Below are 22,122 nucleotides of genomic sequence, written 5' to 3'. Positions count from 1 at the left end.
GCAGATTTTATATACAAGCAATTTATAAAAAAATAAATATTCAAAACTGTTTCAATTAAATTTGAGACAGTTTTTTTATTTTTATCACCTAATTAAAATCCTTTCATAATATATTATTGATATAACTTTAGACAGGAGAAATTTAATATGGAAATTTTTTACCCAGAAGATTTTAATACTCTGTTTGGAAGAGGTATTACTGAAGAACTTCCTGAAAAAATTAATGAAGAAGAAGTTGATTCAAGTATCGAAAATCCAGATGATGTTATTGAATGTATTTCAAAAGAAGTTGTGAAAAAAGATATCACTATTGATGAAAACTTAAAAAGAAACAGCCTACGTAGTGATGATTCTAATGTATCTAGTAAAATAAAACCTATGCAATTGCCACCAAAAGAAGTTCCACCAAAGAACTCTGAATTTGTCATTCAACAGCAAAAAATTGGTGCAGCTGACTATCCAACTTATGCTGTTAGTCCCCAGGCTTTATCAGTATGTTTAAATAAACTAACTTATATTTGGCAAAATGATGAAAAAGAATATTGGTCTTATATATTTTATCTTGACCATGTTTCATTCGTAGGTTGGAGATGGAATAAATATATTAAAGATTGGGTTTACTTTGGAGTAGATATATCTAAAGTTGAAGCCTTTACTTGCAGAAGATAAGGAGGAATAACCATGAAAGTAATTTATCAAGAAAAAGATAATCCTAATGGGATTGGTGAATTTGAAATATTAGATAGAGAACAAATAGAATTACTATCTCAACATACAGAAGATTTTTTAGAGACATCTGACAAAGATTTTAGACTTCCTGATAGTGTAGAAGATTCTTTTGAAGATGATGATAGAAAGAAAAAGAAAAAATATAAATCTATAGATAAAAACCATGGGCCATACAAATTCCCAAGTAATCATAGTTCTCATAATAACCATTATCAGCAAAGTGGTGTTCCAACACCTTTTAATATGGGATATCCACCATCAAAACACCCAAGTTATCACTCACAAGGTATTGTTAAAATACCTTACTATAATTCAGACCACTCTTCTCACTATAGCGATCATTATAATAAAAAGCTCAAATATTGTACTTACAGATACACTTATTTATGGCTACGTAATGGAAGGTCATTTTGGTGCTATCCAACCTATGTAAGTCATAATACTCTTTCAGGGTGGAAATGGAAAAACTATAAATGGAAATTTTTTAGCATACCAATTAAAAGAATAAGTAACTTTTATTGCTATAGATAGCATAAAAATACCCTTAGATTTTTAAAATCTAAGGGTATTTTTTAGTTAATCTAAAAATGAATTAACAATATAAAAAAATAAAAGGACCCACAATTTGTGAATCCTTCTAATCTATATTAGTTTTTAGCTTCAGCTGCTGCTTGTTCTGCTGCTACAGCTTCTTCCATATTTTTAACATCTCTATCTGCCGCTATCATTACAAATGGCATGTAGATTATAACGTCTATTACAAGAAGTAATATTGATAATACTGCACCCTGCCATGAGTTAGTAGCTAATGCTCCACTTAAAATAGGTGGAAGAGTCCAACTTACTTCAAGTTGTACTAATGGTACTAAGTGCCATGTCATTGCAAAGAATGCAATTACTGCATTTAATAAAGGTACCAATAAGAATGGAATAAAGTATATTGGATCTAAACATATTGGCATACCAAATATAAGTGGCTCATTTATGTTAAAGATACCAGGTGCAAGTGCAATTTTTGAAATTACAAGCTGAACCTCACTCTTTTTCTTTCTAGTCTTATTAACTATAAATATAGCAATAATAAGTGTTATTGTAGCTCCTGCCCCACCTAAGAATACAAAGGAGTTAAGGAACTGGTCATTAACGATATATAATGGTTTTAATCCTTCTGCAACTCTATGCATATTATCTATAGTAAGTGGTAATAACACACCGTTTACGATAGGTAACATCATGTTTGAACCATGAAGTCCAAAGAACCATAATATTTGAATAACTGCTATAAGTACAAGTACTCCCCAGAATGATCCAACAACACCTTGTAGTGGTGCTTGAATTATTTGATAGATAAATACTGGTAAACTCTCTGCACTTACAAGTGCAAATAATCTTTCTACTGAAGCTGCGATTACCATTATGATAATAGCAGGGAATAATGATGCAAATGATCTTGCAATTGCAGGTGGAACTCCAGCCGGCATTTTCATTACAAGTCTTTTGTTACCAAGTAACCAGCACATTAAATCTCCAACTATTAAAGCAACTATGATTGCAAGTAATAATCCGTTTGTACCAAGGAATGATGATGTTTTTGATAAATCACCAAAGAATATAATAAACGCTGCAACAGAAACTAATCCTGAAGCTAGTCCATCTTTTCCTCTTGCCTTAGCTAGGTTGTATGCAACTGTAAATGAAATCAGTAAACTCATAATTGCATATGAACCGTTCCAAATTGCACCTCCCCAAGATTTCCAGTCATGTCCAAATATTGTCGTCATAAGATGTTGGTAACTTTCCCATGCAAAGTTATTAATTAATATTGCGAAAGCACCAGCCATAATGATAGGTATAATTGCTACAAATCCATCCCTAATCGCTCCAAGGTGTTTTTCAGCACCAACTTTAGCTGCGATAGGAATGAAATGTTCTTCCATCCATTCGATAAATTTCTTCATATGTTTGTCCTCCTTATTTTTTCTTTTGTAATCACTAATTTAATTAATTAGACATCCTAAATATTTTAATATCATTTCGGTAGTATGTAAAGCTACTTTTTAGTCTCAGTAAACATTTTCATTTCTTTTCATAATAAACTTGATACTAAAAAAGCTTATTTCTTAACAATACACAATAAAACAATATTAAAAGTATACTTATTATTATAGCAATTTTCATGCCAAATTTATTAATTTTGTTACTTCTTTGTAAAGCTAGTTAACAAGCCATTTATATTGTTTTTTATTTTTACACATTTAAGTGTGTATTAACTCTGCCCTAATAAGTCTTTACACACTATTTTAAACTTTATAGACTTGTAAATAAGCTGTAATTATTTATACTTTAATTTTTTTATACTTCAACATACTATTATAACTATAAACTATAAAAAATCAGGTAAGGATGGTGACGTGAATGTTTAAAGATAAAATAATAGATATTATACATAAAGAAGAAGATTTAGTAAGACATGGTATAGAGAATTTAGAAGAATTAGAAATCCTTAAAGAAGAAGCTCTAATGAGTATGAGTATTAAGGAAAGAGCAGAACATGCTTTAGATAGACAAGAAGCTAGGAAATTACATGATGCTAAAATAGCTCATAAAAGAGACTTAAAGAAAGAACATACACCTAAAAAAGAACATCTTCTAGCAGATGATGTTTTAGAAAAATTTTTATCAACCAATAAATTATAAAATACTTACCACCTATAAAACTGTTTTAAACAATTTTATAGGTGGTTTCTTTTTTAAAAATAATTTATTATTACACTTATTTTACATCCTATTAATAGGGACTTTATTTTAAGGTTATACAATCTTTATTGTATGGAAAATAAGGGGGGATAATTTAAATGAAAAGAAAAAGTATTAATATGTTAGCACTTAGTGCTATAACAGCCGCTACACTACTATTTACTGCGTGCGGAAGTTCTGCTGCTATAGAAACCACTCAAACTACACAAAAAAATAATAAACCAGCAATTGAAAGTACCTCAACACCAGAGCCTACAACTTCAGAAAACACAGATACCAATAAACAAGTTGAAGAGGTTAAAGATTCACAAGTTCAAGCTTTTAAAGATAGTGAAATTCACTTTATCAATACTGGAAATAGTGATGCTATCTTAATCAAAGGTGAAAAAAATATTCTTATAGATGGTGGAGATAACAATGATGAAAATTCAATTGTTCAATATATAAAAAATCAAGGAATAAAAAAAATAGATTATCTTGTAGCAAGTCATAATCATGCTGACCATATCGGCGGACTTGATTCTGTTATAAATAATTTAGAAATAGGTCAAGTTCTTGTATCTAATGGTGATGAAGATACAAAAACTTACCAAGACTTTATAAACTCAATAAGTGCAAAAAAACTCTCTCCAAGTGTACCACTTGCAAATGCTAAGTTTGACCTTGGAAATGGTGCTTACATGCAAATGCTTAATACTAATGGAGGTTCTGATACTAATGAAGAATCTTTAGTTACACTCTATGTTAATGGTGAAGATAAATTTTTATTCACAGGAGATGCTGAAAAGGAAACAGAATCTGAAATTTTATCACAAGTCTCTGATGTAGATGTTTTAAAAGTTGGACATCATGGTTCAAAATCAAGCACAACTCAAAGTTTTCTTGATAAAGTTAATCCTGAATTTGCAGTAATAACTGTTGGAGATGACAATAAATATAATCACCCACATAAAGTTGTTATGGATAGACTTAAATCAGATAGTGTAAAAATACACAGAACTGATGAATGTGGAAATGTAGTATTTAAATCTACTGGAAAAGGTGTAGAAACTGCTTGTAAAGATGGTAGCTACTCTTACAGAGATGGTGAGAAAAAGGAAGAAGTTAAAAAGCCTGTAACAACTCCAAGTAATGATAAAGTTGTAGAAAATAAACCTTCTAATGAATCATCATCAAACACTAATTCAAATAATAATTCAAACAATAGTTCATCAGATAAGCCTACTGAAACTGTAAAACCTGACCCAACACCAGCTCCAGAGCAAGGTGGAATGGTATGGTTATCTGCTACTGGTGAAAAATATCATAGTAAAAATAACTGTGGTAGAATGAATCCTGCTAAAGCTAGACAAATTTCATTATCAGATGCAAAAGCACAAGGTTTTGAAGATTGTTCTAAATGTTAATATAAAAGTAAAGGCAACTTATAATTATTAGAAATTATAAGTTGCCTTCTATTATTTATTCCATTTTTTTAAGTCTGCATTTAGTTCTTGCTCATATTTTTTATATTTATTTTTAAATATTAGCCAAGTAACAACGCTAAAAATTATATAAAATACAATACTTGCTATTATACCAGTTGTATTTCTTGGCATCCAACCAACATACCAAGCAAATGGTAAATATGGTAATAAAGCTACACTCTGCACTACAGTTTGTTTTAAAAGACTCCAACTTTCTACTCTATAAATTATTGAGGTTCCAAAACAGTATCCTCCAACTAATGCGGCTAAAATATTCTGCTCTAATAAAGCATCGTAATTTATACTACTTTTTGAAATAACCATTGCAATAGTTAAAAATATTTGTCCCATTAAAACTCCAATTGGAACTCCTTTAATAAATAACTTAATATAACCTTTAATATATTTCATTTTACTTTCCCTCCATGCCTATAAATTCTTTTACTTGTTTAACATATCTTCTTGATATAGTCTCTTGCTTTCCATTTGATAAATTTATAATTAAACTACCATTAAAGAAAAGCTCTATATTATTTATTCTCTTTACATTCACTATCGTGAATTTAGATATTCTAACAAAAGATGTCTTTGCTAAAAGTTCCTCAATTTCATACAGTTTCATTTTAATTTCAAAACTTCCCTCACTCGTATCAGCTAAAACTTTTTGCTCCTCACTATAAAACATAATGATATCCTTTGGATTTAAAATATAAACCTTCTGATTTTTCTTTCCTACTATGCTTTTTTCTTTTTTGCTTTCACTTTTAAGCTTTTCCATAATATCCATGACAACATCATCAATACTTGGTGCTTTTATTACCACCGTCACTTCTTCATAATTATCATTAATATCTAAGTCAATTTTCAAATTCATCCCTCCCTTTCACCACTTTTATTTTTAAATTTCATTTTCTCGCTAGCTATACTAAGATTATATCCTATCAAATTTAATTTAGAGACAGTTTTTAAGTAAGTGGTCACTTTTATAAGTTAAACGGTATTTTAAATAAAGAAAAAGACCTACAATTGCTTGTAAGCCTTTCCTTCAATCTATTTTATTGCTTTTAATTCCTTACTTGTGAATAGTAAATATACCCCCATAAGTAGTGATATAAGTGCTACTCCTATTATTGAATAAAGGGCAACTCCCGCTCCAAACTGACTCCAAACAGCCCCTGTAACTACTGAACCAACAAATGACCCAAAGTATAAGAATGTATTTATTATTCCATTTACAGTCCCTCTATATTCATCCTTATCAATAACTTTGTTTGTTATTGTAGGAATTAAAGTAACTATAATGTTATACCCTATCATAAATAATGTTGTTCCTATTATTAAGTAAACTATGTGGGTATTTAATAAGAAGAATGCCATCCCTCCACACATTAACGCAAGTGAAATAACAAATATCTCCCCTGTCTTTCCTCTACTTATAAAGTTCATAGAGAATCTCATAAGTATTACCGCTATTATTGTTGCAGGAACAAATATCTCCCACATATGTGATATTCCATTTGGTATCTTTTCAAGATACTCTGGTACTACAAAGAATATAGACATTATCACATAGTTAGCTATGAATGACTGTATGTTTAAAAGTGTAAATACTTGTACCTTTAATAATTTTCCAAGATAAGCCCAAAATTCTGAGTCCATCTTTCCTTTTTTAACTTCCTTAGACTCGTCCACTTTTGGTGTCTTTAAGAAAATTAATATAAGTACAAATGAAATTATAACGCAAGCTGCGTCTAAATATGTTAACTGCTCAAATGACATGAATGTACCAAGTATAGTTCCACCTGATAATCCAATAGCAGATGCTAGTCCAATTCCTATCCCTGCAATATTTATAGCATTAGATACCTTTGACTCTTTAACTCCCATAGAAAGCCATGCAAATGCTGATGCAGCTATTGCTCCCGCTCCTTGAAGTCCTCTTGCAAAGATAAATACATAAATATTATCACTAACTACTGTTAGTACAAGTCCTGCCCCAAGCATAAATAATCCAAGTAGTATAATGAACTTCTTATTTAGCTTATCACTTAAAACCCCAAATGGAATTTGGAATATTGCTTGTAAAAGCCCAAATATACCTAGTGATATAGCTGCAAGTTCAACTGTTCCAAACTGTAACGTCTGTGCATAATTCGAGATGTATGCCGATATAAGTGCTGTTGCTAATTGTCTTACCCCAAGTGCAAGACTAAGTAATGATACAAAAGTTAGTTCTGCTCTAGTAAATTTATTACTCTTCATCTTTTCTCCTTAGTTTATTATATTTTCATCATATAATGTGTAAATTTGATATATTTTATTTAATCCATAGATTATTATAAATGAAAATTATAAAAAAAACTAATATAGATTTTTTCTAAAAAGAAAACCCCACAGATTTTCTCTGCGAGGTTTTGCTATATCAATTAAGCTACTGTTTCATTATTAGCTTTTTCTAAATCTAACTCTGTTTTTGTTGCTATACCAACGAATGGTAAGTATATTAACACTGATACTATGATACAAACTACTGCTACAACTCCACCCATGATTGAGTTAGTTGAAAGTATAGCTCCAAGAATTGGAGGTGTTGTCCATGATGCTAATATTGTTACCGGAGGTACTATTCCTACTAAAGTTGCTACATAAGCGATTAAGCCTGAAGCAAGAGGTGCTAACATAAATGGTATAAAGTATATTGGGTTAAGCACAAGTGGCATACCAAATATAACAGGCTCATTGATATTGAATAATCCTGGTGCTGTACCAAGTTTTGCAATCATCATTTGAGTTTTACTCTTTCTTCCACCAATATATATAGCTACTATTAAAGCGATTGTAGTTCCTGAACCACCCATATTTACAAATGAATCAAGGAATTGGCTATTTATAATATGCTCTGGTACTCCACCTACTTGAGCTGCTGCCATATTTGCTTCTGTAAGTGGTAATAATACTGCACTTATGATTGGAGCTAATATGTTTGAACCATGTAATCCAAAGAACCATAATAATTGTTGAACTATGATTAATATTACAAGACCCCAAACACTACCTACCATATTCTGAAGTGGTGATTGTATTATTGTAAATAAAGCTTCGTGGATATTTGATATCCCTGCGTATGCGAATAAATATTTAACCAATGCTACGATTGATATAACAATAATTGTTGGTATTAATGCTGCGAATGATTTTGCTACTGCTGGAGGAACCCCTTCTGGCATCTTAACGATTAATTTTGGGTTTCCTGCAAGTTTAACAAAAATTTCTGTACCTACTAATGCTACTATAATTGCTACGAATAATCCTGATCCACCAAGGAATGTTGCTGGAATACTTCCATCTGCATTCGGTGTAAATAATAACATATTACATCCAAGTGATAGCATAGCTGCTGCTAAACCATCTTTGCCATAACCTTTTGCAAGGTGATAAGCTATTGTACATGCTGCAAGCACTGACATTATAGCAAGTGAACCTGCATATATTCCGCCACCAAAATCTTTCCAGTTAGCTGGGAATATTGTATTCATCATGTTTTGGTACCATTCAAACCCTATATTATTTAATAAAGTTGCAAATGCACCTGCCATGATAAGTGGACTGATTGTAACGAAACCATCTCTAATTGCCACTAAGTGTCTTTGTGAACCCACCTTAGCCGCATACGGCACAAAGTATCTGTCCATGAAATCAAAAAACTTTTTCATCTGTATTTCCCCCTTGTTTGTTATTCTTAAAGTCATTTCTTTCTTCTACATGTATTTTAATTTTACTCGTACTCTAATTTAAATTTGTAACGTAACTTGTCTTATTTTTTCTCAAAGTATTCTTTAAACTGTGGTAAATATTCTTTGTGAGCTTCTAATAACTCTTCTACTAAAGTTTTAGCAAGAGAATCTGATGCTACAAGAGGATTTATTGTAAGTGCTAGCACTGCTTTTTCAATATTTCCTTCAACAGCTGCTTCTACTACTAATCTTTCAAAAGTCTTAATTTCTTGAATTAACCCTTTTGAAGCAAGTGGTAACTCACCTATTTTAAGTGGCTTTGGACCATCCTTTGTGATTACACATGAAACTTCTACTACAGACTCTGGGTCTATATCTGATATTGAATCACCATTTCTAAAATCTACTGGTTGAATATCTTGTGTATCATTATATATTGATGTTATAAGTCTACAAGCAGCATCACTATAATAAGCTCCGCCTCTTTTTTCAAGTTGTGTAGGTTTATCTTTTAAATCTGGATTCTTATAAAGGTCAAATAACTCTCCCTCTACACTTTTAACAACCTCAGCTCTTGTTTGCCCCTTAGCAAACTCTTTAAGCTCTTCTTGCAACATTTTTTCTCTTTGGTAATAGTATTTATGATATGGACAAGGCATCATTCCAAGTCCTCTTATAAATTCTGGATTCCATGAGAAATCTGATATATTTCTAACTATTTGACCAATCTCACCATTTGCTAATGCTTCAATTAAATCATTAGTTCTATCAACTCCATTAACTTCTACCTTAGTTCCAAATACCATATGATTTAAACCTGCAAAAGTCATATTTAAATCTTCATGTTTAACATTTAAAACTCCTGCTGCTGCTTTTTCCATTCCTATTGGAACATTACATAATCCAATATATTTTCCATTTTGTCTTGCACCATATCTATTAAGTGCCTCTGTAACCATCCCTGCTGGGTTAGTAAAGTTTATAAGCCAAGCATTAGGACAAAGCTCTGCAATATCTTTTTCTATTTCAAGAATAACTGGAATTGTTCTGAATGCCTTAAACATTCCACCTGCTCCGTTAGTTTCTTGTCCTATAACTCCATGGCTTAAAGGAATTCTTTCATCCTTTACTCTTGCATCTAAAAGACCTACTCTCATTTGCGTTGTAACAAAATCTGCACCTTTTAATGCTTCTCTTCTATCATAAGTAATATGAATTTCCATAGGAACTCCTGCTTTTTCTACCATTCTCTTTGCAAGGTTTCCTACAATTTCTAATTTTTCTCTTCCTGCCTCTATATCAACCAGCCATAATTCTGAAACTGGTAATCTGTCATATCTTTTTATAAATCCTTCTACAAGTTCTGGTGTGTAACTTGATCCCCCACCAATTGTAACTATCTTTAACTTCTTTATCATTTTACTCCCACCTTCTTTTCTCTTATAACGTACTCTCTCTTTTGTTCTTACACTTATATATAGTAGCAATAACTGTGCCAACTTTAAGTTCTACTTATTTGTATAGACCAATGTTCTTTAAACCCTTTATTTAAGCCATTTTTGAATTCGACAAATTCTTACACACTTGCAATGTAAAATACTTCTATTTTTACACTCTGTTAGTGTAATGCCACTTTAAATTACATTCTGTTAACTAACTTAATCATTTAGTTAACTTTTATCAATAATATTCATATTTTATTAACTTTATAATTCTTTATAACTTCAAAAAAGCCCATACAAGTTCAAAACTCGTACGGGCTTTTATATCTGATTAAAATTTATGGTGTAAATCTATTTTTTCTTTGAAAAACCAAAACTCATCCAAGGTGTAATATAGTCTAATAAGAATATCTCATCTTCTGCTATTCTTCCAACTACACTTGTTTTACCTGAATTTTTCATATCTTTTAAAGCAACTTGAAGTTCCCCTGCATATCTAGCATATAAATCTGAGTCGATTAATATATCTCCTCTTTTTATCTCTCTAGTATTTTTAGGTGGGAATTTTTCACCTTTGTACTTAACTCTACTTTGAGTACTTCTTATCATATACTCTGAAACATCCCCTCTATTAAAGTGGTGCTCTTCAAATATAATTTTTTCTTCAAGCTCTGATGTTTCTTCAAAAACTTCAGCTGTTAAAGTAATCATTGATTTATTAAGCTTACTTAAAGCTTTTAATTCAGTTTCTGATGCAAAAGCATTAGCTATTATAACATCATCAATTAAACCTGTTGCAAATAAATGCTTAGTCTGAACAGTTATTGGCATAGTTCTGTGCTCTTCAAGAGTACAAAGCCCTTCTGATACAGGCCATGGTCCATGAGTTGCATCTTTTGAATCTACAAAAGCAGCTGTTTTAATTCCTAAATCTTTATATTGCTTACTTGTTTTTATGAAATGCTCATAAGATAATCCTGTGTAAACATGAGGATAGAAGTTATGACATCCATATATATTTTCTTTATTTGCTGCATATGAAAGAATATTCTCTACATATTTGTTTCCGTTACTTACATTAAGCTCTATTTTTAATCCATACTTATTGTATGACATTATTGATTCTTCATGTCCACTAAAACCAGCATCAAGTCTGATACCTGAAAGTCCCATCTCTTTAAATGCTTTTAAGTCAGTTATTGAACCACCAAGCATTTTGAAAACAGCAGGATCAAGGTCAGCAATAACTTCCATTTTTTCTTCGTTTGCTGCTTTTAAAACTATTTTAAACTCTGCTATTACTTCATCTAAAGGTCTTTCTGTAGCTGATATTAAGCATGTAAAGATTCTTTCAAATCCATACTTTCCCGCTAAATGTACATAGTCTACAACCTCTTGAATGTTATCTTTGTTAGGATATACTGATATTCCAAGTCTTCTCATATTAAGCCACTCCTACTCTTATTTATTTTTACCTCTTAAAAGTAATTTTTATTTATTTTCTTTTAAGTATATATAATAAGCACCTTTTGCTGCTGAAACTTCTGAATCAACATATGATACTACATTAATATTTTCACCTAAGTATTTTTCAAAAACTTCTCTTACAATTTTGCTTTTTCTTATAACTCCACCTACAAGACCTATTGAACATTTATCAAATCCAAGTTTCTTGTATGTATTCTCAGTAGTTTTAGCAAGTGCTAAACCTTCTGCATTCATTATAGCTATAGAAATTTCATCGCCTGCCTCTGCAAGTATTGAAACTACTGGTGCAAGTTTTGCAACTTCATCCTTAGTAGCTGAATATACAAATGGAATTACCTCATCTGCGCTACTTATTTTAAGATGTTCCATTGATTTTTCTGTAAGAGCTGATTTTTCTAAATTATTATCATTTTCAAAAATCATTCTTTTTATTGCTTCAATAGAAATTTTATATGCTGAACCTTCATCACCTAAAAGGTGTCCCCATCCACCACATCTGATTCTATTATCGCCTTTTACTCCAAATGATATTGACCCTGTTCCTGCAATAGTTAAAATACCATCTTCACCTTCAAGCATAGCTTTTAGTGCTAATTCTCCATCATTCATAACTATAGCTGTATCTAAAAATTTATCTGCCATATCTTTTATAAGTTTTGTATTTTCAGCTGTTTCTGAACCTGCAATCCCAAGATATAAACCTTTTAAACTTTCCATTCCATACTCATCTGTAAGATCTTTAATTGAGTCATGTATATTTTTTAAAGCTTCTTCTTTATTATTAAGTAGATTTGCAAAACCTTTTAAAGATACCTTTAAAACATTTCCTTCTAAGTCATAAGCAACTGCCTCTGTCTTAGTACCTCCACCATCAACACCTATAATATAATTCATTATCTTCCCCACCTTGATCCTTATCTATTGTACTTTATTATATAAAGAAAGCCCTAATACTAATATTAGAGCTTTCATATAAACAAATTACTTGTTATCTATTTTTTCATGTAAGTCTATTATTTCTGATGCTAAATCTTTTAATGTCATTGATGTCATTAAGTGATCTTGAGCATGTACTAGTAATAATGAAACTTCTGTTTTATTTCCACCAGCTTCGCCTTGGATTAAAGCAGTTTGTGATTTGTGCGCTTCAGCTAATTGCTCTGATGCTTTAGTTATTAATTCTCTAGCTTCTGCAATTTTACCTTCTTTAGCTAATCCCATAGCTTCCATTCCGTAACTTCTAGCTTCCCCACTGTGTATGATAAGATTCATGATTATTTCTTCCATTAAATTCACGTCCTTCTTATAAATATAACTTGATATAACTTAAACTAATTTCTAATTTATATTAAATATTAACCGATTAACTCTAAAGCTCTTGTTAATACTTTATCACCATTCATTGTTCCGTAAGCGATTGTTTCAATTACTTCTACTGGTACATTTTTACCTTCTGTTAAACCTTGGAATTTCTTTAATAAGAATCTAACTTGAGGTCCTAATAATAATACGTCGATATTGTCTACTTTGTTTATAGCATCTGCTTCTGCAACTGCTTCTATGTGACAATCTATTCCTCTAGTTTTTGCTGCTGCTTCCATTTTAGTAACTAATAAGCTTGTTGACATTCCTGCTGAACATACTAATAATATATTTTTCATAAGTAAATCCTCCTACGAAGTATTAACTACTTCTTCCGTTTTTTTATTTTTTGTTTTGTTTATTTCTTTTTAACTATGCTTATATATAGAGCAATTTGCGTGCCAACTTTTATTTTACACAAATAAAAGTTTTTTATCCCTCAAACCTAGTATTTAAGCCATTTATTATTTCAGTAAAAATGCAAAAAAACAGTGTGCAAATTTTACACACTGTTTTTTTTAAACACACTATTAAATTTTAAATATTTTTTATTTAAAAATACTATTATTTAGTATCATTTTTACTATAAATGCGATTTCATTTTCCCCAATACTTACTTTATATTCTCTTTCTACTAACTTCAAACTTTGTTTAACCATTATAAATGCTTTACTATTCTTTGCTCTATACTCATTAAGATTAACAAATAAAGTTTCTTTTCTTCCTTTTTTAATCTTATCAACAAGGAATCCCATATGCATAAGCATTCCCATTTTTGCATCATCATCAATCACAAGTTCTAAGTTATTCTCCATATCTCCAATAGCCAGCCTTATATTATGTACTAGCTCATATGAATCTATGTCTTTAATTTGAGTTTTCAACGATTCGGCTATTTGATCATAGTCTATTTCTCTTTTAACCATTTTATTAAGCTTTATAAGACCTTCACCTGTAAATATCTCAGCACCTGAAACAAAAGGAATATTCTCTACATCCATATCTACAGTTCCAACTATAGCAAGAACTTTATTTTCTGCTCTAACCTCTGAAAGGCTTTCTATGAACTTTTCTCTTTCTAATATATTCATTGGAATAACATTAACTCTCTCTATATTAACAAGCTTTTCTTCTATAAACTTTTTAAGTCTTGCTGCTGAACCCTCACCAGTAAAGCATGTTGTCACAATACAAAGATTTTTTCTTTGTTCTTTTTCAACTACATATCTAAGACCAAATTTACTTATATCAGAACATGACTCATATATAGAAGTTAAATCTCTACCATTCAAAGCTTTTCTTCCCGCCTCTATAACTGCAAGTGTACTAACCATATCAACAGTTTTTATATTAACCCCTGTTTCTTCTTTTATAATATCCCCAAAGTTAACAAGTGACCCCATATCAGCAAGAATAATTACCCCCCTGCCTGTATTCATCTCTTTAACTTTATGCTTAACTTTTTCAAACATTATCTCAGCCTTCATATCAAGTGGCATGTCTAAAGCTTGAACATACTCATCACCAATAAAAGTATTTGCTACTTCTACCATACTTGTAGCTGTTGCTCTTCCATGCATTATAACAAGTACTGCAACTTTCTCTTCATTTTTCTTCTCAAACTTATCAGCATCCGTTGCAAGAAACATAGTTATATATCCTATTTCATCAAGAGAAATCGCTATTTCAAATTTATCCTCTATAAGTTTTGCTATTTCCATAGCTACCATAAACTCTTTTCTGTATTCTTTTCTTACCTTATTAAGTTTTGGGTGATAAATTTCATTTCCATTTATAATTCTCTCAATACTTCCTTGTAAATGAAGTGCTAATCCAAAATAAACTTTTTCCCCAAACTCTCTTCCAAGTTCTTTTGCTGCATAACCTAAAGCCTCTTCAACAACATCAACAACTCTCTTATCAACAATCTTTGAAATCTCATCTTTTCTAAACGTACCTTTTAACTCACTAATATATTTTCTAAAATAACCTTCTATATCAAGGTTTAAAATATCATCAATCTCGTTATTAGTAAGTCCTTGTTTTTTTAATTTTTTAAGCTTATTTTCTATCGTTAAATAAAAATGCTCAACATGTTCCTCATCATTGTTATGAACAACTAAATCTGTATCTAAAAAATTATTCACTTCATTATTAGAGAAACAAACAACATCCCCTATTGTATTAAACATCTTATCTATCTCACTTCTTTTATCCTGAAGCTTCATTATTCCTCTTTTTACAGAACTTTGTAAATCAGATTGTTCTACAACTATAATATTCTTCTTTCCACTTTTGTAATTTAAAAATGCCTTAGCACACGAAAGTTGTATATCACTCTTTAACTGACCTATATTATTATTACAATCATATAAAACAAATGATGAAAGAGCATTTCTATTGAAATATACAGGCTCTCCAAGTCTTGCTGACTCATCTTTAATAAAAGCATCAAGCAAATCATACCTCTCACTTAAACTTCTCTCTCTAAGAGGTGGAAGAATAATTGTCATTGGTATTCTTCTTGTAAAAGTCTGCAACAGGTATGATTTTGGATCCTCTGTTGTTGCTGCAATTATTTGAAGTTTAACACTTATCTGAGTCTCAGTTTCCCCAAGAGGTCTAAATACTCCCTTATCTATAAAAGTAAATAACATTTCTTGTCCCTGTGGCGACAATCTATGAATCTCATCAAGGAATAATATTCCCCCATCAGCTTTCTTTAAAAGACCATCCTTATCCTTATCAGCTCCTGTAAATGCGCCTCTTTTAACTCCAAATATTTGTGCCATAACAAGCTGTGGATTATCTGCATAATCTGCACAGTTAAATCTTATGAATGGTGCTTTATCCTTTAAAACATTTGCATCTTTTGCAAACCCATACATCGCCTCTGCAAACATAGATTTTCCAACACCAGTTTCGCCTAAAATAATTGTATGAAGTCCATTTGGCGGATACAAAATAGCTGCCTTTGCTTGTTGGATAGCTACCTGTAACGAACTATTAGCTCCAACTAAAGAATCTAAACTATTTTCTTCTTCAACCTCTAATGCCGGTGCAAAAGACTCAACATAATTTTTTTGTCCACTTTGTTCTTCAACCTCATTTAACCTATCACCTAAACTATATCTAACAGGTCTACCATCTAACTTTTCTAATTCTTTATCTTTATAAAGCTTATTTAAATATCTACTCACATTTGCTCTATCTAGTTTCATAAATTCACTAACTTCATTAGCTGTAACTGCTTGTCTATTTATATTTTCAAGCTCTCTAACAGCATTTAATACATCATCTATCTTTTTTGCCACAGTAAAGCCTCCATTTTAAACCTTAATTTTTTTCACCATATTATCTAAAAACTATTTCTTTAATTAAATAGCAAATATCTTACCTATTTACTCTATTATACAATACTTACATACTAGCTAGATAACAAAATATTGTATATTATTTCTTTTTTCACAATATATTTTTCTTTTTTCTACATTAATATATATTTTTTTCATACTCTTAAATAATTATCATAAAAAAAGAGTTTGTTTCACAACAAACTCCCAAATTTATTCTAATTTATTCATTTCATAAACAATCTGCTGATAAATAACTTTTGTATTTCCACTATCATTAACTATATAGGTTTCCTCATCAGTTTTAATGACTATACTATGGTCACTATCACTTGTATATAACTTACACTCACCATAGCCCTCAACCTCAAAATCACCTCTATTAAAATATCCTATTCTAGCACCAAATATTTTTTTATTATCTGGTAATTCATATAACATTTTATACTCTTCTATCTCATCAAATGCTATCTTTATATTCTCAACTTCTATTCCATCACTATCTACCTCAATTTCAACACTTCCAAATGAATAAAAGCATACAAACATTATAAGTGATATTGGTAGAAGCATTGTTAAAATAGCCGCTTTACTCTCACTTTGATATGAATCTCCACTTATATCAAATCTATGTCCAACCATAAGCATATAAGCTATTATTATAAACATAAGTGCAAATGCTATAATCTCAATATTAGGATGTATTTCTCTTAAAATTAAAGTAATCGCAAATATCCCTGAAATTGCATAACAGCATATTCCCATATGCTTGCCTAATCGTTTTACATTCTCATTATCCCTTTGAGAATCTGTCATCATACTATACCCCGAAATTAAAAAATACATTTTAAATACATGTATCATTAAACCTATAACTAAAAATATAATTGAAATTAAAATCATATTTATCTTTACCCCACTTTAAAAATTAAGTTAGTAATATTGTATTATAACTCTCTTAATATAGTATTATTTATTTCTTAAATTTTTCTTAATTCTAAATTTCCACTCTTTTTCATCCTAATATTATATAATTTTTCAAAAATAAAACCTGTGGATAACTTTTCAAAAAGTTTTCCACAGGTTTTATAATATCTTTCTCTATAATTTTAACTTCTAAATAAAGCTTCTTCTCTGTTAAACATATACCTCGCAAGTACTAATGCTAAAATTATATAAATTACTGACCAAACAAATGTAAGTATCAAATGCATAGGGTCATAAATTCCAAATATAGCTTCCTTCATAACAAGAACAGCATTTAAAATTGGAATATTATAAAGAAATGCTCCCATACCACTAGCATCCATATACATTGTTCCATATGAAATTATCATAGGTGCAAATGTTAAGAATCCAAGATAAGTTTGAGCTTCCTTAAATGATTTTGCATAAACACTTATTGCAAGTTGCAGTGCACTAAAACTAAGTGTTATAAGTATCGCAAGAATTGCAATTATAACAATTGCCTCTGGTTGTAATACTATTCCTCCCTCAGTCATAAGCAAACTATTTGGAACAATCATCGACACTATAAGTCCTATAAATCCGGACAAGGTTGAAAGTATTCCCATAACTGTAATCGCCATAAGTTTTCCCATAAGAATAGATGCCCTACTTGCACTTGTACTTAAAAGTGGCTCAAGAGAACCTCTTTCTTTTTCTCCAGCTGCAAGGTCTGTAGCTGCTGCTGCTCCACCTTGAGCTGCATAAACAAGAACAAACATAGGAAGCAGCATTGCTACAAGTTGAAGTGCATGAGCTTCTTTTTCACTCTTAATTCCAACACCAATAGCATTAACACTAACAGGAGTTAGTAAACTCTCACTAACACCTAAAGATTTTAATCTTCCACCAACCTCAGCCTCATTATACTCATTAATGATACCTTCGATTTGAGCAAGAGCAATCTGTGATTTCTGACTTGTATTATCAAAATAAATATTTACCTTAGCACTTCCATCTTTATTTTTGATGTTAGCATCAAAATTTTGTGGAACATTTAGATATAAGTAAATTTGTTCATTCTGTAGAGACTGTTCTGGGTTATCAGTCTTTATAATTTGAATATTAGAATCTTGTTTTAAAACATTTTCAAGTGATGAATTTTGTTCTCCAACAATTGCTATTCTAATACCTTGCTTAACAACATTAGTATTACTAGCAGCAGAACTACCTAATATAAGCATCATTACAGGAAGTAAAAATATTGGTAATATTACAGCACTTAAAAATGCTTTTCTATCTCTAAAAAGATCTGTTATTTCCTTTTTAAAAACAATCCATGTCATATTACTCATCAGAATCACCCCCTATTAACATAATAAATAATTCTTCTAAGTTTTGCTCATTGTATTTATCTTTTAACTCCTGAATAGTACCTATTGCAACAATTTTACCCTTGCTTATAATAGCTACTCTATCACAAAGTTTTTCTACCTCATACATACTATGACTTGAAAGTATAACAGCCTTATTATCTTTTTTACAATTTAAAATAAACTTATGAACTGACCTTGTTGCTGATACATCAAGACCTGTACTTGGCTCATCAAAAAGCATAACTTTAGGATTGTGAATTATACTTCTAGCAATAGAAACTTTTTGCTTCATACCCCTAGAAAACTTTCCAGCCCTTTTATCAATATACTCTTCCATCTTAAAATCTTTTATAAGCTTATCTATATTTTTATTAATTTCTTCTTTTGTAAGACCACTAAGCTGTCCAAAATACGTAATATTTTCTCGCGCTGTAAGTCTATCATATATTCCAACTTCTCCACCAAAAAGAATCCCAATACTTTTTCTAACCGCAACTGGGTCTTTATTTACATCATTTCCATCAATAATTGCTGTACCTGCTGATGTCTTTAGCATAGTTGCTATCATCCTAAGTGTAGTTGTTTTACCAGCTCCATTCTCACCTAAAAGCCCAAGAACTTCACCCTCATCCACATTAAAACTAACATCATCTACAGCTATAAAATCTTTGAACTTTTTAGTAAGTCCTTTAACTTCCAACCCCATTAACTTTCTCCTTTTTAATTATTTAAAATAAACTTTTCTATTACTTTTGCAACACCATCATTATCATTAGTATCAGTAATATAGTTTGCAATCTCTTTTATCTTTAGATTGGCATTTCCCATAGCAACCCCAAGACCTGCAAACTCTATCATCTCATAATCATTACACTCATCACCAATTGCTATGACTTCATCTGGTGTAATACCTAATTTTTCTATTAACTCTTTTAATCCTATCCCTTTGTTACAGCTTTTATTCAGTATTTCAAAGCACATAGGCAGACTTTTAACACAATTATATTCTTCTATAATTTCCTTAGGTATAAGTTTTATTTTCTCATCTAAAATCTCTGGTTCTTCCATAAGTAATACTTTCATTATATCATCATCTGATTTTATGTCTTTACAAAAATCTACAATCTCTATTTTTGTTCCAACATGAACTCTTTCAAACTCTGTGTATTCATTCTCCTCTAACGCAACACATTTATCTAAAGTATATGCTTGTATCTTTAAACCTAATTCTTCATTTACCTTAAATATTTTATGAAGATCAGAACCTTTTATCCCTATATTAGTTATTGCTTTTTTTGTATAACAATCATAAGCTGCACCACCATTCATTGTTAGTGCATACTGTCCTTCTCTCTCTAAACCTAACTCTTTCAAATATTTTTCTATACCTGAAAACCCTCTACCAGTTGAAATAACTACCATTGCACCCTTTTCAACTGCTTCTTTAATAGCTTGTCCATTTCTCTCAGATAATTGTTTCTCACTATTTAAAAGTGTTCCATCCATATCTATTGCAACTAATTTATACATAAATAAACCTCCTAAAGTAATATTATATAACTCTCTAACCCCCATCATTATAATTGGAAAATATGTCTAAATAATATCAGATTTTCTCACAATAAAAAAGCTATACTTTTCCACATATACCATGAAAAAAGTTAAATATACTTTTCTATACAAAAAAGGGCCATCAAATTAATGATAGCTCCCTTTAAATTAATCTATATTCTATTTTATTTAAGCATTGAAACTATTTCTTCTATCTTTTTAGCTCCAAAGTAAATTTTATCATTATCAACTATAATAGCTGGTACACTCATAATATTAAATTCATCTTTAATATCTTTAAATAAAGAAATATCAATCATCTCTACTTCAATATTTTTATTTTCTACAGCTATTCTTTGAGCTCCAACAACAACCTCTGGACATATATGACAAGCTAGTGAAACTGCTACTTTAACATTAATCTTTTTATCAAGTGCTTTAATTTCACTAAGAACCCCTGCATCAATTGCTTGACCAGGACCTGCTAGATTATATATAGCAAGAAGGAATGAATTAAGCTCATGTCCACCAGGAACTCCATGGAATTTAACCCCACTATAATTCCCCTCTGAATTTAAAAGTGCCACTATAGGGAACTTATTAGCATGTACTTTTTCTTCTACTTCTTTATTCTCACCTTTTTTATAAATCTGTGCATTAAGTTTATCTCCAAGACCTGCTATATCAAGGACTAAATCCCTAAGCTCTACTGATTTTGCATCACTCTCATCAACTATTGAAACAAGAGTAACGCTACTTTCCATTCTATCAAGAACACCTTTTATTTGACCTCTTAGAGCATCATTTAAAAGAGCACTTCTTCCATTACCTGAATCTACTGATGCTTTAGATTCTTCTTTTTTAACTTCTCTTTTCACAAACTCTTTCTCTTCTTCTTTGATTCCAAGTCTATGTTTTAAATCCATAATATATTTTTCTGCATCTGTTGCTGCAATAGCACCATCAGCTACTGCTGTTATTATTTGTCTTAGATTTTTGATTCTTAAATCTCCAGCTGCATAAACTCCCGCAACATTAGTTTTCATATCATTATCTGTAACAACATAGCCTCTATCAAGCTCTATTTTACCTTTAAATAATTCAGTCGCAGGTGCATATCCTACAAATATAAACATTCCAAAACTTCCGTCTTTCTCATCTGCAAAATGTTCAGAAATTTCACCTGTAACATTATTTTTAAACTTAGCATAGTTAAGCATTTGAGCTCCATTAATTTCAAGAACTTCCATATTGAATCTAACTTCAACTTTTGGATGACTAAGAACTTTATCAGCTATTGATTTAGCACAAGTAAATTCAGGTTCTCTAGCTATTATAGTAACTTTTCTTGCATACTTAGTTAAGAACATTGCTTCCTCTGCTGCTGCAAAACCAGCTCCTACAACAAATACTTCAAGTCCTTCAAAGAATTGACCATCACAAGTTGCACAATATGCTACACCTCTACCAGTAAATTCTTTCTCACCTTTAAAACCAAGTTTTCTTGGTGATGCTCCTGTAGCAATTAAAATCGCTCTAGCTTTTATATCACCTAATGAAGTTTTTAAAGTTTTTACATCACCCTCAAGTTCAACCTCAAGAACCTCTGCAATTTTAAACTCTGTACCAAAATCTTCTGCATGAAGTCTCATATCTTCCATTAGAACTGGTCCTGTAGTTTCTCTAATTCCTGGATAGTTAACTATTTCAGCTGTTGTAGTAACCTGTCCACCAAATCTTTCTTTCTCTATAATAAGGGTACTCATTTTTGCTCTACCAGCATAAACTCCTGCTGATAATGCTGCTGGGCCACCACCTATAATTACTAAATCATATATCTTTTCCATAATTCTTACCTCCTACTAATTTACTATTTAATTCAAAATATTATCAAGCATTTCAAGCTCTTTACTTGAAAG

Annotated in this window: 20 protein-coding genes; 4 read left to right on the top strand and 16 right to left on the bottom strand. The window is 30.7% G+C overall.

Features of this window, described 5'->3' with window-relative positions:
* Nucleotides 1–147 precede the first annotated feature (147 nt).
* A complete protein-coding gene (locus Q0V24_RS06350) occupies nucleotides 148–669 on the top strand; it encodes a hypothetical protein (RefSeq protein ID WP_297518917.1) in 522 nt (173 codons plus the stop codon).
* A 12-nt stretch (nucleotides 670–681) separates the two neighbouring features.
* Entirely contained in the window at nucleotides 682–1,260 is a 579-nt protein-coding gene (locus Q0V24_RS06345) for a hypothetical protein (protein WP_297518919.1), read from the top strand.
* A gap of 116 nt (nucleotides 1,261–1,376) precedes the next feature.
* Here the strand turns inward: Q0V24_RS06345 and Q0V24_RS06340 are convergent, their stop codons facing one another.
* A complete protein-coding gene (locus tag Q0V24_RS06340) occupies nucleotides 1,377–2,687 on the bottom strand; it encodes a PTS transporter subunit EIIC (RefSeq protein ID WP_297518921.1) in 1,311 nt (436 codons plus the stop codon).
* Nucleotides 2,688–3,144: 457 nt separating this feature from the next.
* Here Q0V24_RS06340 and Q0V24_RS06335 point away from each other — a divergent pair, with 457 nt between their 5' ends.
* Both Q0V24_RS06335 and Q0V24_RS06330 read left to right on the top strand, forming a co-directional pair.
* Entirely contained in the window at nucleotides 3,145–3,426 is a 282-nt protein-coding gene (locus Q0V24_RS06335) for a hypothetical protein (RefSeq protein ID WP_297518923.1), read from the top strand.
* 158 nt (nucleotides 3,427–3,584) lie between these two features.
* On the top strand, nucleotides 3,585–4,892 hold the full coding sequence (locus Q0V24_RS06330) for a ComEC/Rec2 family competence protein (protein WP_297518925.1): 1,308 nt from the start codon (nucleotides 3,585–3,587) through the stop codon (nucleotides 4,890–4,892).
* A gap of 51 nt (nucleotides 4,893–4,943) precedes the next feature.
* Here Q0V24_RS06330 and Q0V24_RS06325 read toward each other — a convergent pair whose 3' ends face one another.
* The 15 genes from Q0V24_RS06325 to Q0V24_RS06255 form a co-directional block, all read right to left on the bottom strand.
* Nucleotides 4,944–5,363 (bottom strand): DUF3021 domain-containing protein, encoded by a 420-nt coding sequence (locus Q0V24_RS06325; RefSeq protein ID WP_297518927.1) that lies wholly within the window; start codon nucleotides 5,361–5,363, stop codon nucleotides 4,944–4,946.
* Nucleotide 5,364: 1 nt separating this feature from the next.
* Nucleotides 5,365–5,820: a LytTR family DNA-binding domain-containing protein gene (locus tag Q0V24_RS06320; RefSeq protein WP_297518930.1), complete on the bottom strand. Its 456-nt coding sequence runs from the start codon at nucleotides 5,818–5,820 to the stop codon at nucleotides 5,365–5,367.
* A gap of 182 nt (nucleotides 5,821–6,002) precedes the next feature.
* Nucleotides 6,003–7,214, bottom strand: a complete 1,212-nt coding sequence (locus tag Q0V24_RS06315; protein ID WP_297518932.1) for an MFS transporter — start codon at nucleotides 7,212–7,214, stop codon at nucleotides 6,003–6,005.
* Between the two features lie 164 nt (nucleotides 7,215–7,378).
* Entirely contained in the window at nucleotides 7,379–8,665 is a 1,287-nt protein-coding gene (locus Q0V24_RS06310) for a PTS sugar transporter subunit IIC (protein ID WP_297518934.1), read from the bottom strand.
* Nucleotides 8,666–8,766: 101 nt separating this feature from the next.
* Nucleotides 8,767–10,104 (bottom strand): 6-phospho-beta-glucosidase, encoded by a 1,338-nt coding sequence (locus Q0V24_RS06305; RefSeq protein WP_297518936.1) that lies wholly within the window; start codon nucleotides 10,102–10,104, stop codon nucleotides 8,767–8,769.
* Nucleotides 10,105–10,479: 375 nt separating this feature from the next.
* On the bottom strand, nucleotides 10,480–11,571 hold the full coding sequence (locus Q0V24_RS06300; RefSeq protein ID WP_297518938.1) for a MupG family TIM beta-alpha barrel fold protein: 1,092 nt from the start codon (nucleotides 11,569–11,571) through the stop codon (nucleotides 10,480–10,482).
* Between the two features lie 48 nt (nucleotides 11,572–11,619).
* Nucleotides 11,620–12,510 (bottom strand): N-acetylglucosamine kinase, encoded by an 891-nt coding sequence (locus Q0V24_RS06295; RefSeq protein ID WP_297518940.1) that lies wholly within the window; start codon nucleotides 12,508–12,510, stop codon nucleotides 11,620–11,622.
* Between the two features lie 87 nt (nucleotides 12,511–12,597).
* Nucleotides 12,598–12,903, bottom strand: coding sequence for a PTS lactose/cellobiose transporter subunit IIA (locus tag Q0V24_RS06290; RefSeq protein WP_297518941.1), 306 nt, complete (start codon nucleotides 12,901–12,903; stop codon nucleotides 12,598–12,600).
* Nucleotides 12,904–12,971: 68 nt separating this feature from the next.
* A complete protein-coding gene (locus Q0V24_RS06285; protein WP_297518943.1) occupies nucleotides 12,972–13,277 on the bottom strand; it encodes a PTS sugar transporter subunit IIB in 306 nt (101 codons plus the stop codon).
* A gap of 249 nt (nucleotides 13,278–13,526) precedes the next feature.
* Nucleotides 13,527–16,292, bottom strand: a complete 2,766-nt coding sequence (locus Q0V24_RS06280; protein ID WP_297518944.1) for a sigma 54-interacting transcriptional regulator — start codon at nucleotides 16,290–16,292, stop codon at nucleotides 13,527–13,529.
* Nucleotides 16,293–16,544: 252 nt separating this feature from the next.
* Nucleotides 16,545–17,234 (bottom strand): DUF3784 domain-containing protein, encoded by a 690-nt coding sequence (locus tag Q0V24_RS06275; RefSeq protein WP_297518946.1) that lies wholly within the window; start codon nucleotides 17,232–17,234, stop codon nucleotides 16,545–16,547.
* Nucleotides 17,235–17,440: 206 nt separating this feature from the next.
* Nucleotides 17,441–18,631, bottom strand: a complete 1,191-nt coding sequence (locus Q0V24_RS06270) for an ABC transporter permease (protein WP_297518948.1) — start codon at nucleotides 18,629–18,631, stop codon at nucleotides 17,441–17,443.
* Nucleotides 18,624–19,358 (bottom strand): ATP-binding cassette domain-containing protein, encoded by a 735-nt coding sequence (locus tag Q0V24_RS06265; protein ID WP_297518950.1) that lies wholly within the window; start codon nucleotides 19,356–19,358, stop codon nucleotides 18,624–18,626. Before Q0V24_RS06265 ends, Q0V24_RS06270 begins: the two co-directional genes overlap by 8 nt.
* 14 nt (nucleotides 19,359–19,372) lie before the next feature.
* Nucleotides 19,373–20,182, bottom strand: coding sequence for a Cof-type HAD-IIB family hydrolase (locus tag Q0V24_RS06260; protein WP_297518952.1), 810 nt, complete (start codon nucleotides 20,180–20,182; stop codon nucleotides 19,373–19,375).
* Between the two features lie 206 nt (nucleotides 20,183–20,388).
* Nucleotides 20,389–22,050, bottom strand: a complete 1,662-nt coding sequence (locus Q0V24_RS06255) for an FAD-dependent oxidoreductase (protein ID WP_297518954.1) — start codon at nucleotides 22,048–22,050, stop codon at nucleotides 20,389–20,391.
* Nucleotides 22,051–22,122 lie beyond the last annotated feature (72 nt).

The sequence above is a fragment of the uncultured Clostridium sp. genome (genome assembly GCF_947039605.1).
In the GTDB taxonomy this organism is placed as follows: domain Bacteria; phylum Bacillota; class Clostridia; order Clostridiales; family Clostridiaceae; genus Sarcina.
The sequence above is the reverse complement of the archived record's forward strand: the minus strand, read 5'-3'. Positions and strand labels throughout refer to the sequence as shown.

What these genes read in the sequence shown, in the direction of transcription:
- Q0V24_RS06350 (WP_297518917.1), top strand. Translation starts at nt 148, where the DNA reads ATGGAAATTTTTTACCCAGAAGATTTTAATACTCTGTTTGGAAGAGGT.
- Q0V24_RS06345 (WP_297518919.1), top strand. Translation starts at nt 682, where the DNA reads ATGAAAGTAATTTATCAAGAAAAAGATAATCCTAATGGGATTGGTGAA.
- Q0V24_RS06340 (WP_297518921.1), bottom strand. Translation starts at nt 2,687, where the DNA reads ATGAAGAAATTTATCGAATGGATGGAAGAACATTTCATTCCTATCGCA.
- Q0V24_RS06335 (WP_297518923.1), top strand. Translation starts at nt 3,145, where the DNA reads ATGTTTAAAGATAAAATAATAGATATTATACATAAAGAAGAAGATTTA.
- Q0V24_RS06330 (WP_297518925.1), top strand. Translation starts at nt 3,585, where the DNA reads ATGAAAAGAAAAAGTATTAATATGTTAGCACTTAGTGCTATAACAGCC.
- Q0V24_RS06325 (WP_297518927.1), bottom strand. Translation starts at nt 5,363, where the DNA reads ATGAAATATATTAAAGGTTATATTAAGTTATTTATTAAAGGAGTTCCA.
- Q0V24_RS06315 (WP_297518932.1), bottom strand. Translation starts at nt 7,214, where the DNA reads ATGAAGAGTAATAAATTTACTAGAGCAGAACTAACTTTTGTATCATTA.
- Q0V24_RS06310 (WP_297518934.1), bottom strand. Translation starts at nt 8,665, where the DNA reads ATGAAAAAGTTTTTTGATTTCATGGACAGATACTTTGTGCCGTATGCG.
- Q0V24_RS06305 (WP_297518936.1), bottom strand. Translation starts at nt 10,104, where the DNA reads ATGATAAAGAAGTTAAAGATAGTTACAATTGGTGGGGGATCAAGTTAC.
- Q0V24_RS06300 (WP_297518938.1), bottom strand. Translation starts at nt 11,571, where the DNA reads ATGAGAAGACTTGGAATATCAGTATATCCTAACAAAGATAACATTCAA.
- Q0V24_RS06295 (WP_297518940.1), bottom strand. Translation starts at nt 12,510, where the DNA reads ATGAATTATATTATAGGTGTTGATGGTGGAGGTACTAAGACAGAGGCA.
- Q0V24_RS06290 (WP_297518941.1), bottom strand. Translation starts at nt 12,903, where the DNA reads ATGGAAGAAATAATCATGAATCTTATCATACACAGTGGGGAAGCTAGA.
- Q0V24_RS06285 (WP_297518943.1), bottom strand. Translation starts at nt 13,277, where the DNA reads ATGAAAAATATATTATTAGTATGTTCAGCAGGAATGTCAACAAGCTTA.
- Q0V24_RS06275 (WP_297518946.1), bottom strand. Translation starts at nt 17,234, where the DNA reads ATGATTTTAATTTCAATTATATTTTTAGTTATAGGTTTAATGATACAT.
- Q0V24_RS06270 (WP_297518948.1), bottom strand. Translation starts at nt 18,631, where the DNA reads ATGAGTAATATGACATGGATTGTTTTTAAAAAGGAAATAACAGATCTT.
- Q0V24_RS06265 (WP_297518950.1), bottom strand. Translation starts at nt 19,358, where the DNA reads ATGGGGTTGGAAGTTAAAGGACTTACTAAAAAGTTCAAAGATTTTATA.
- Q0V24_RS06260 (WP_297518952.1), bottom strand. Translation starts at nt 20,182, where the DNA reads ATGTATAAATTAGTTGCAATAGATATGGATGGAACACTTTTAAATAGT.
- Q0V24_RS06255 (WP_297518954.1), bottom strand. Translation starts at nt 22,050, where the DNA reads ATGGAAAAGATATATGATTTAGTAATTATAGGTGGTGGCCCAGCAGCA.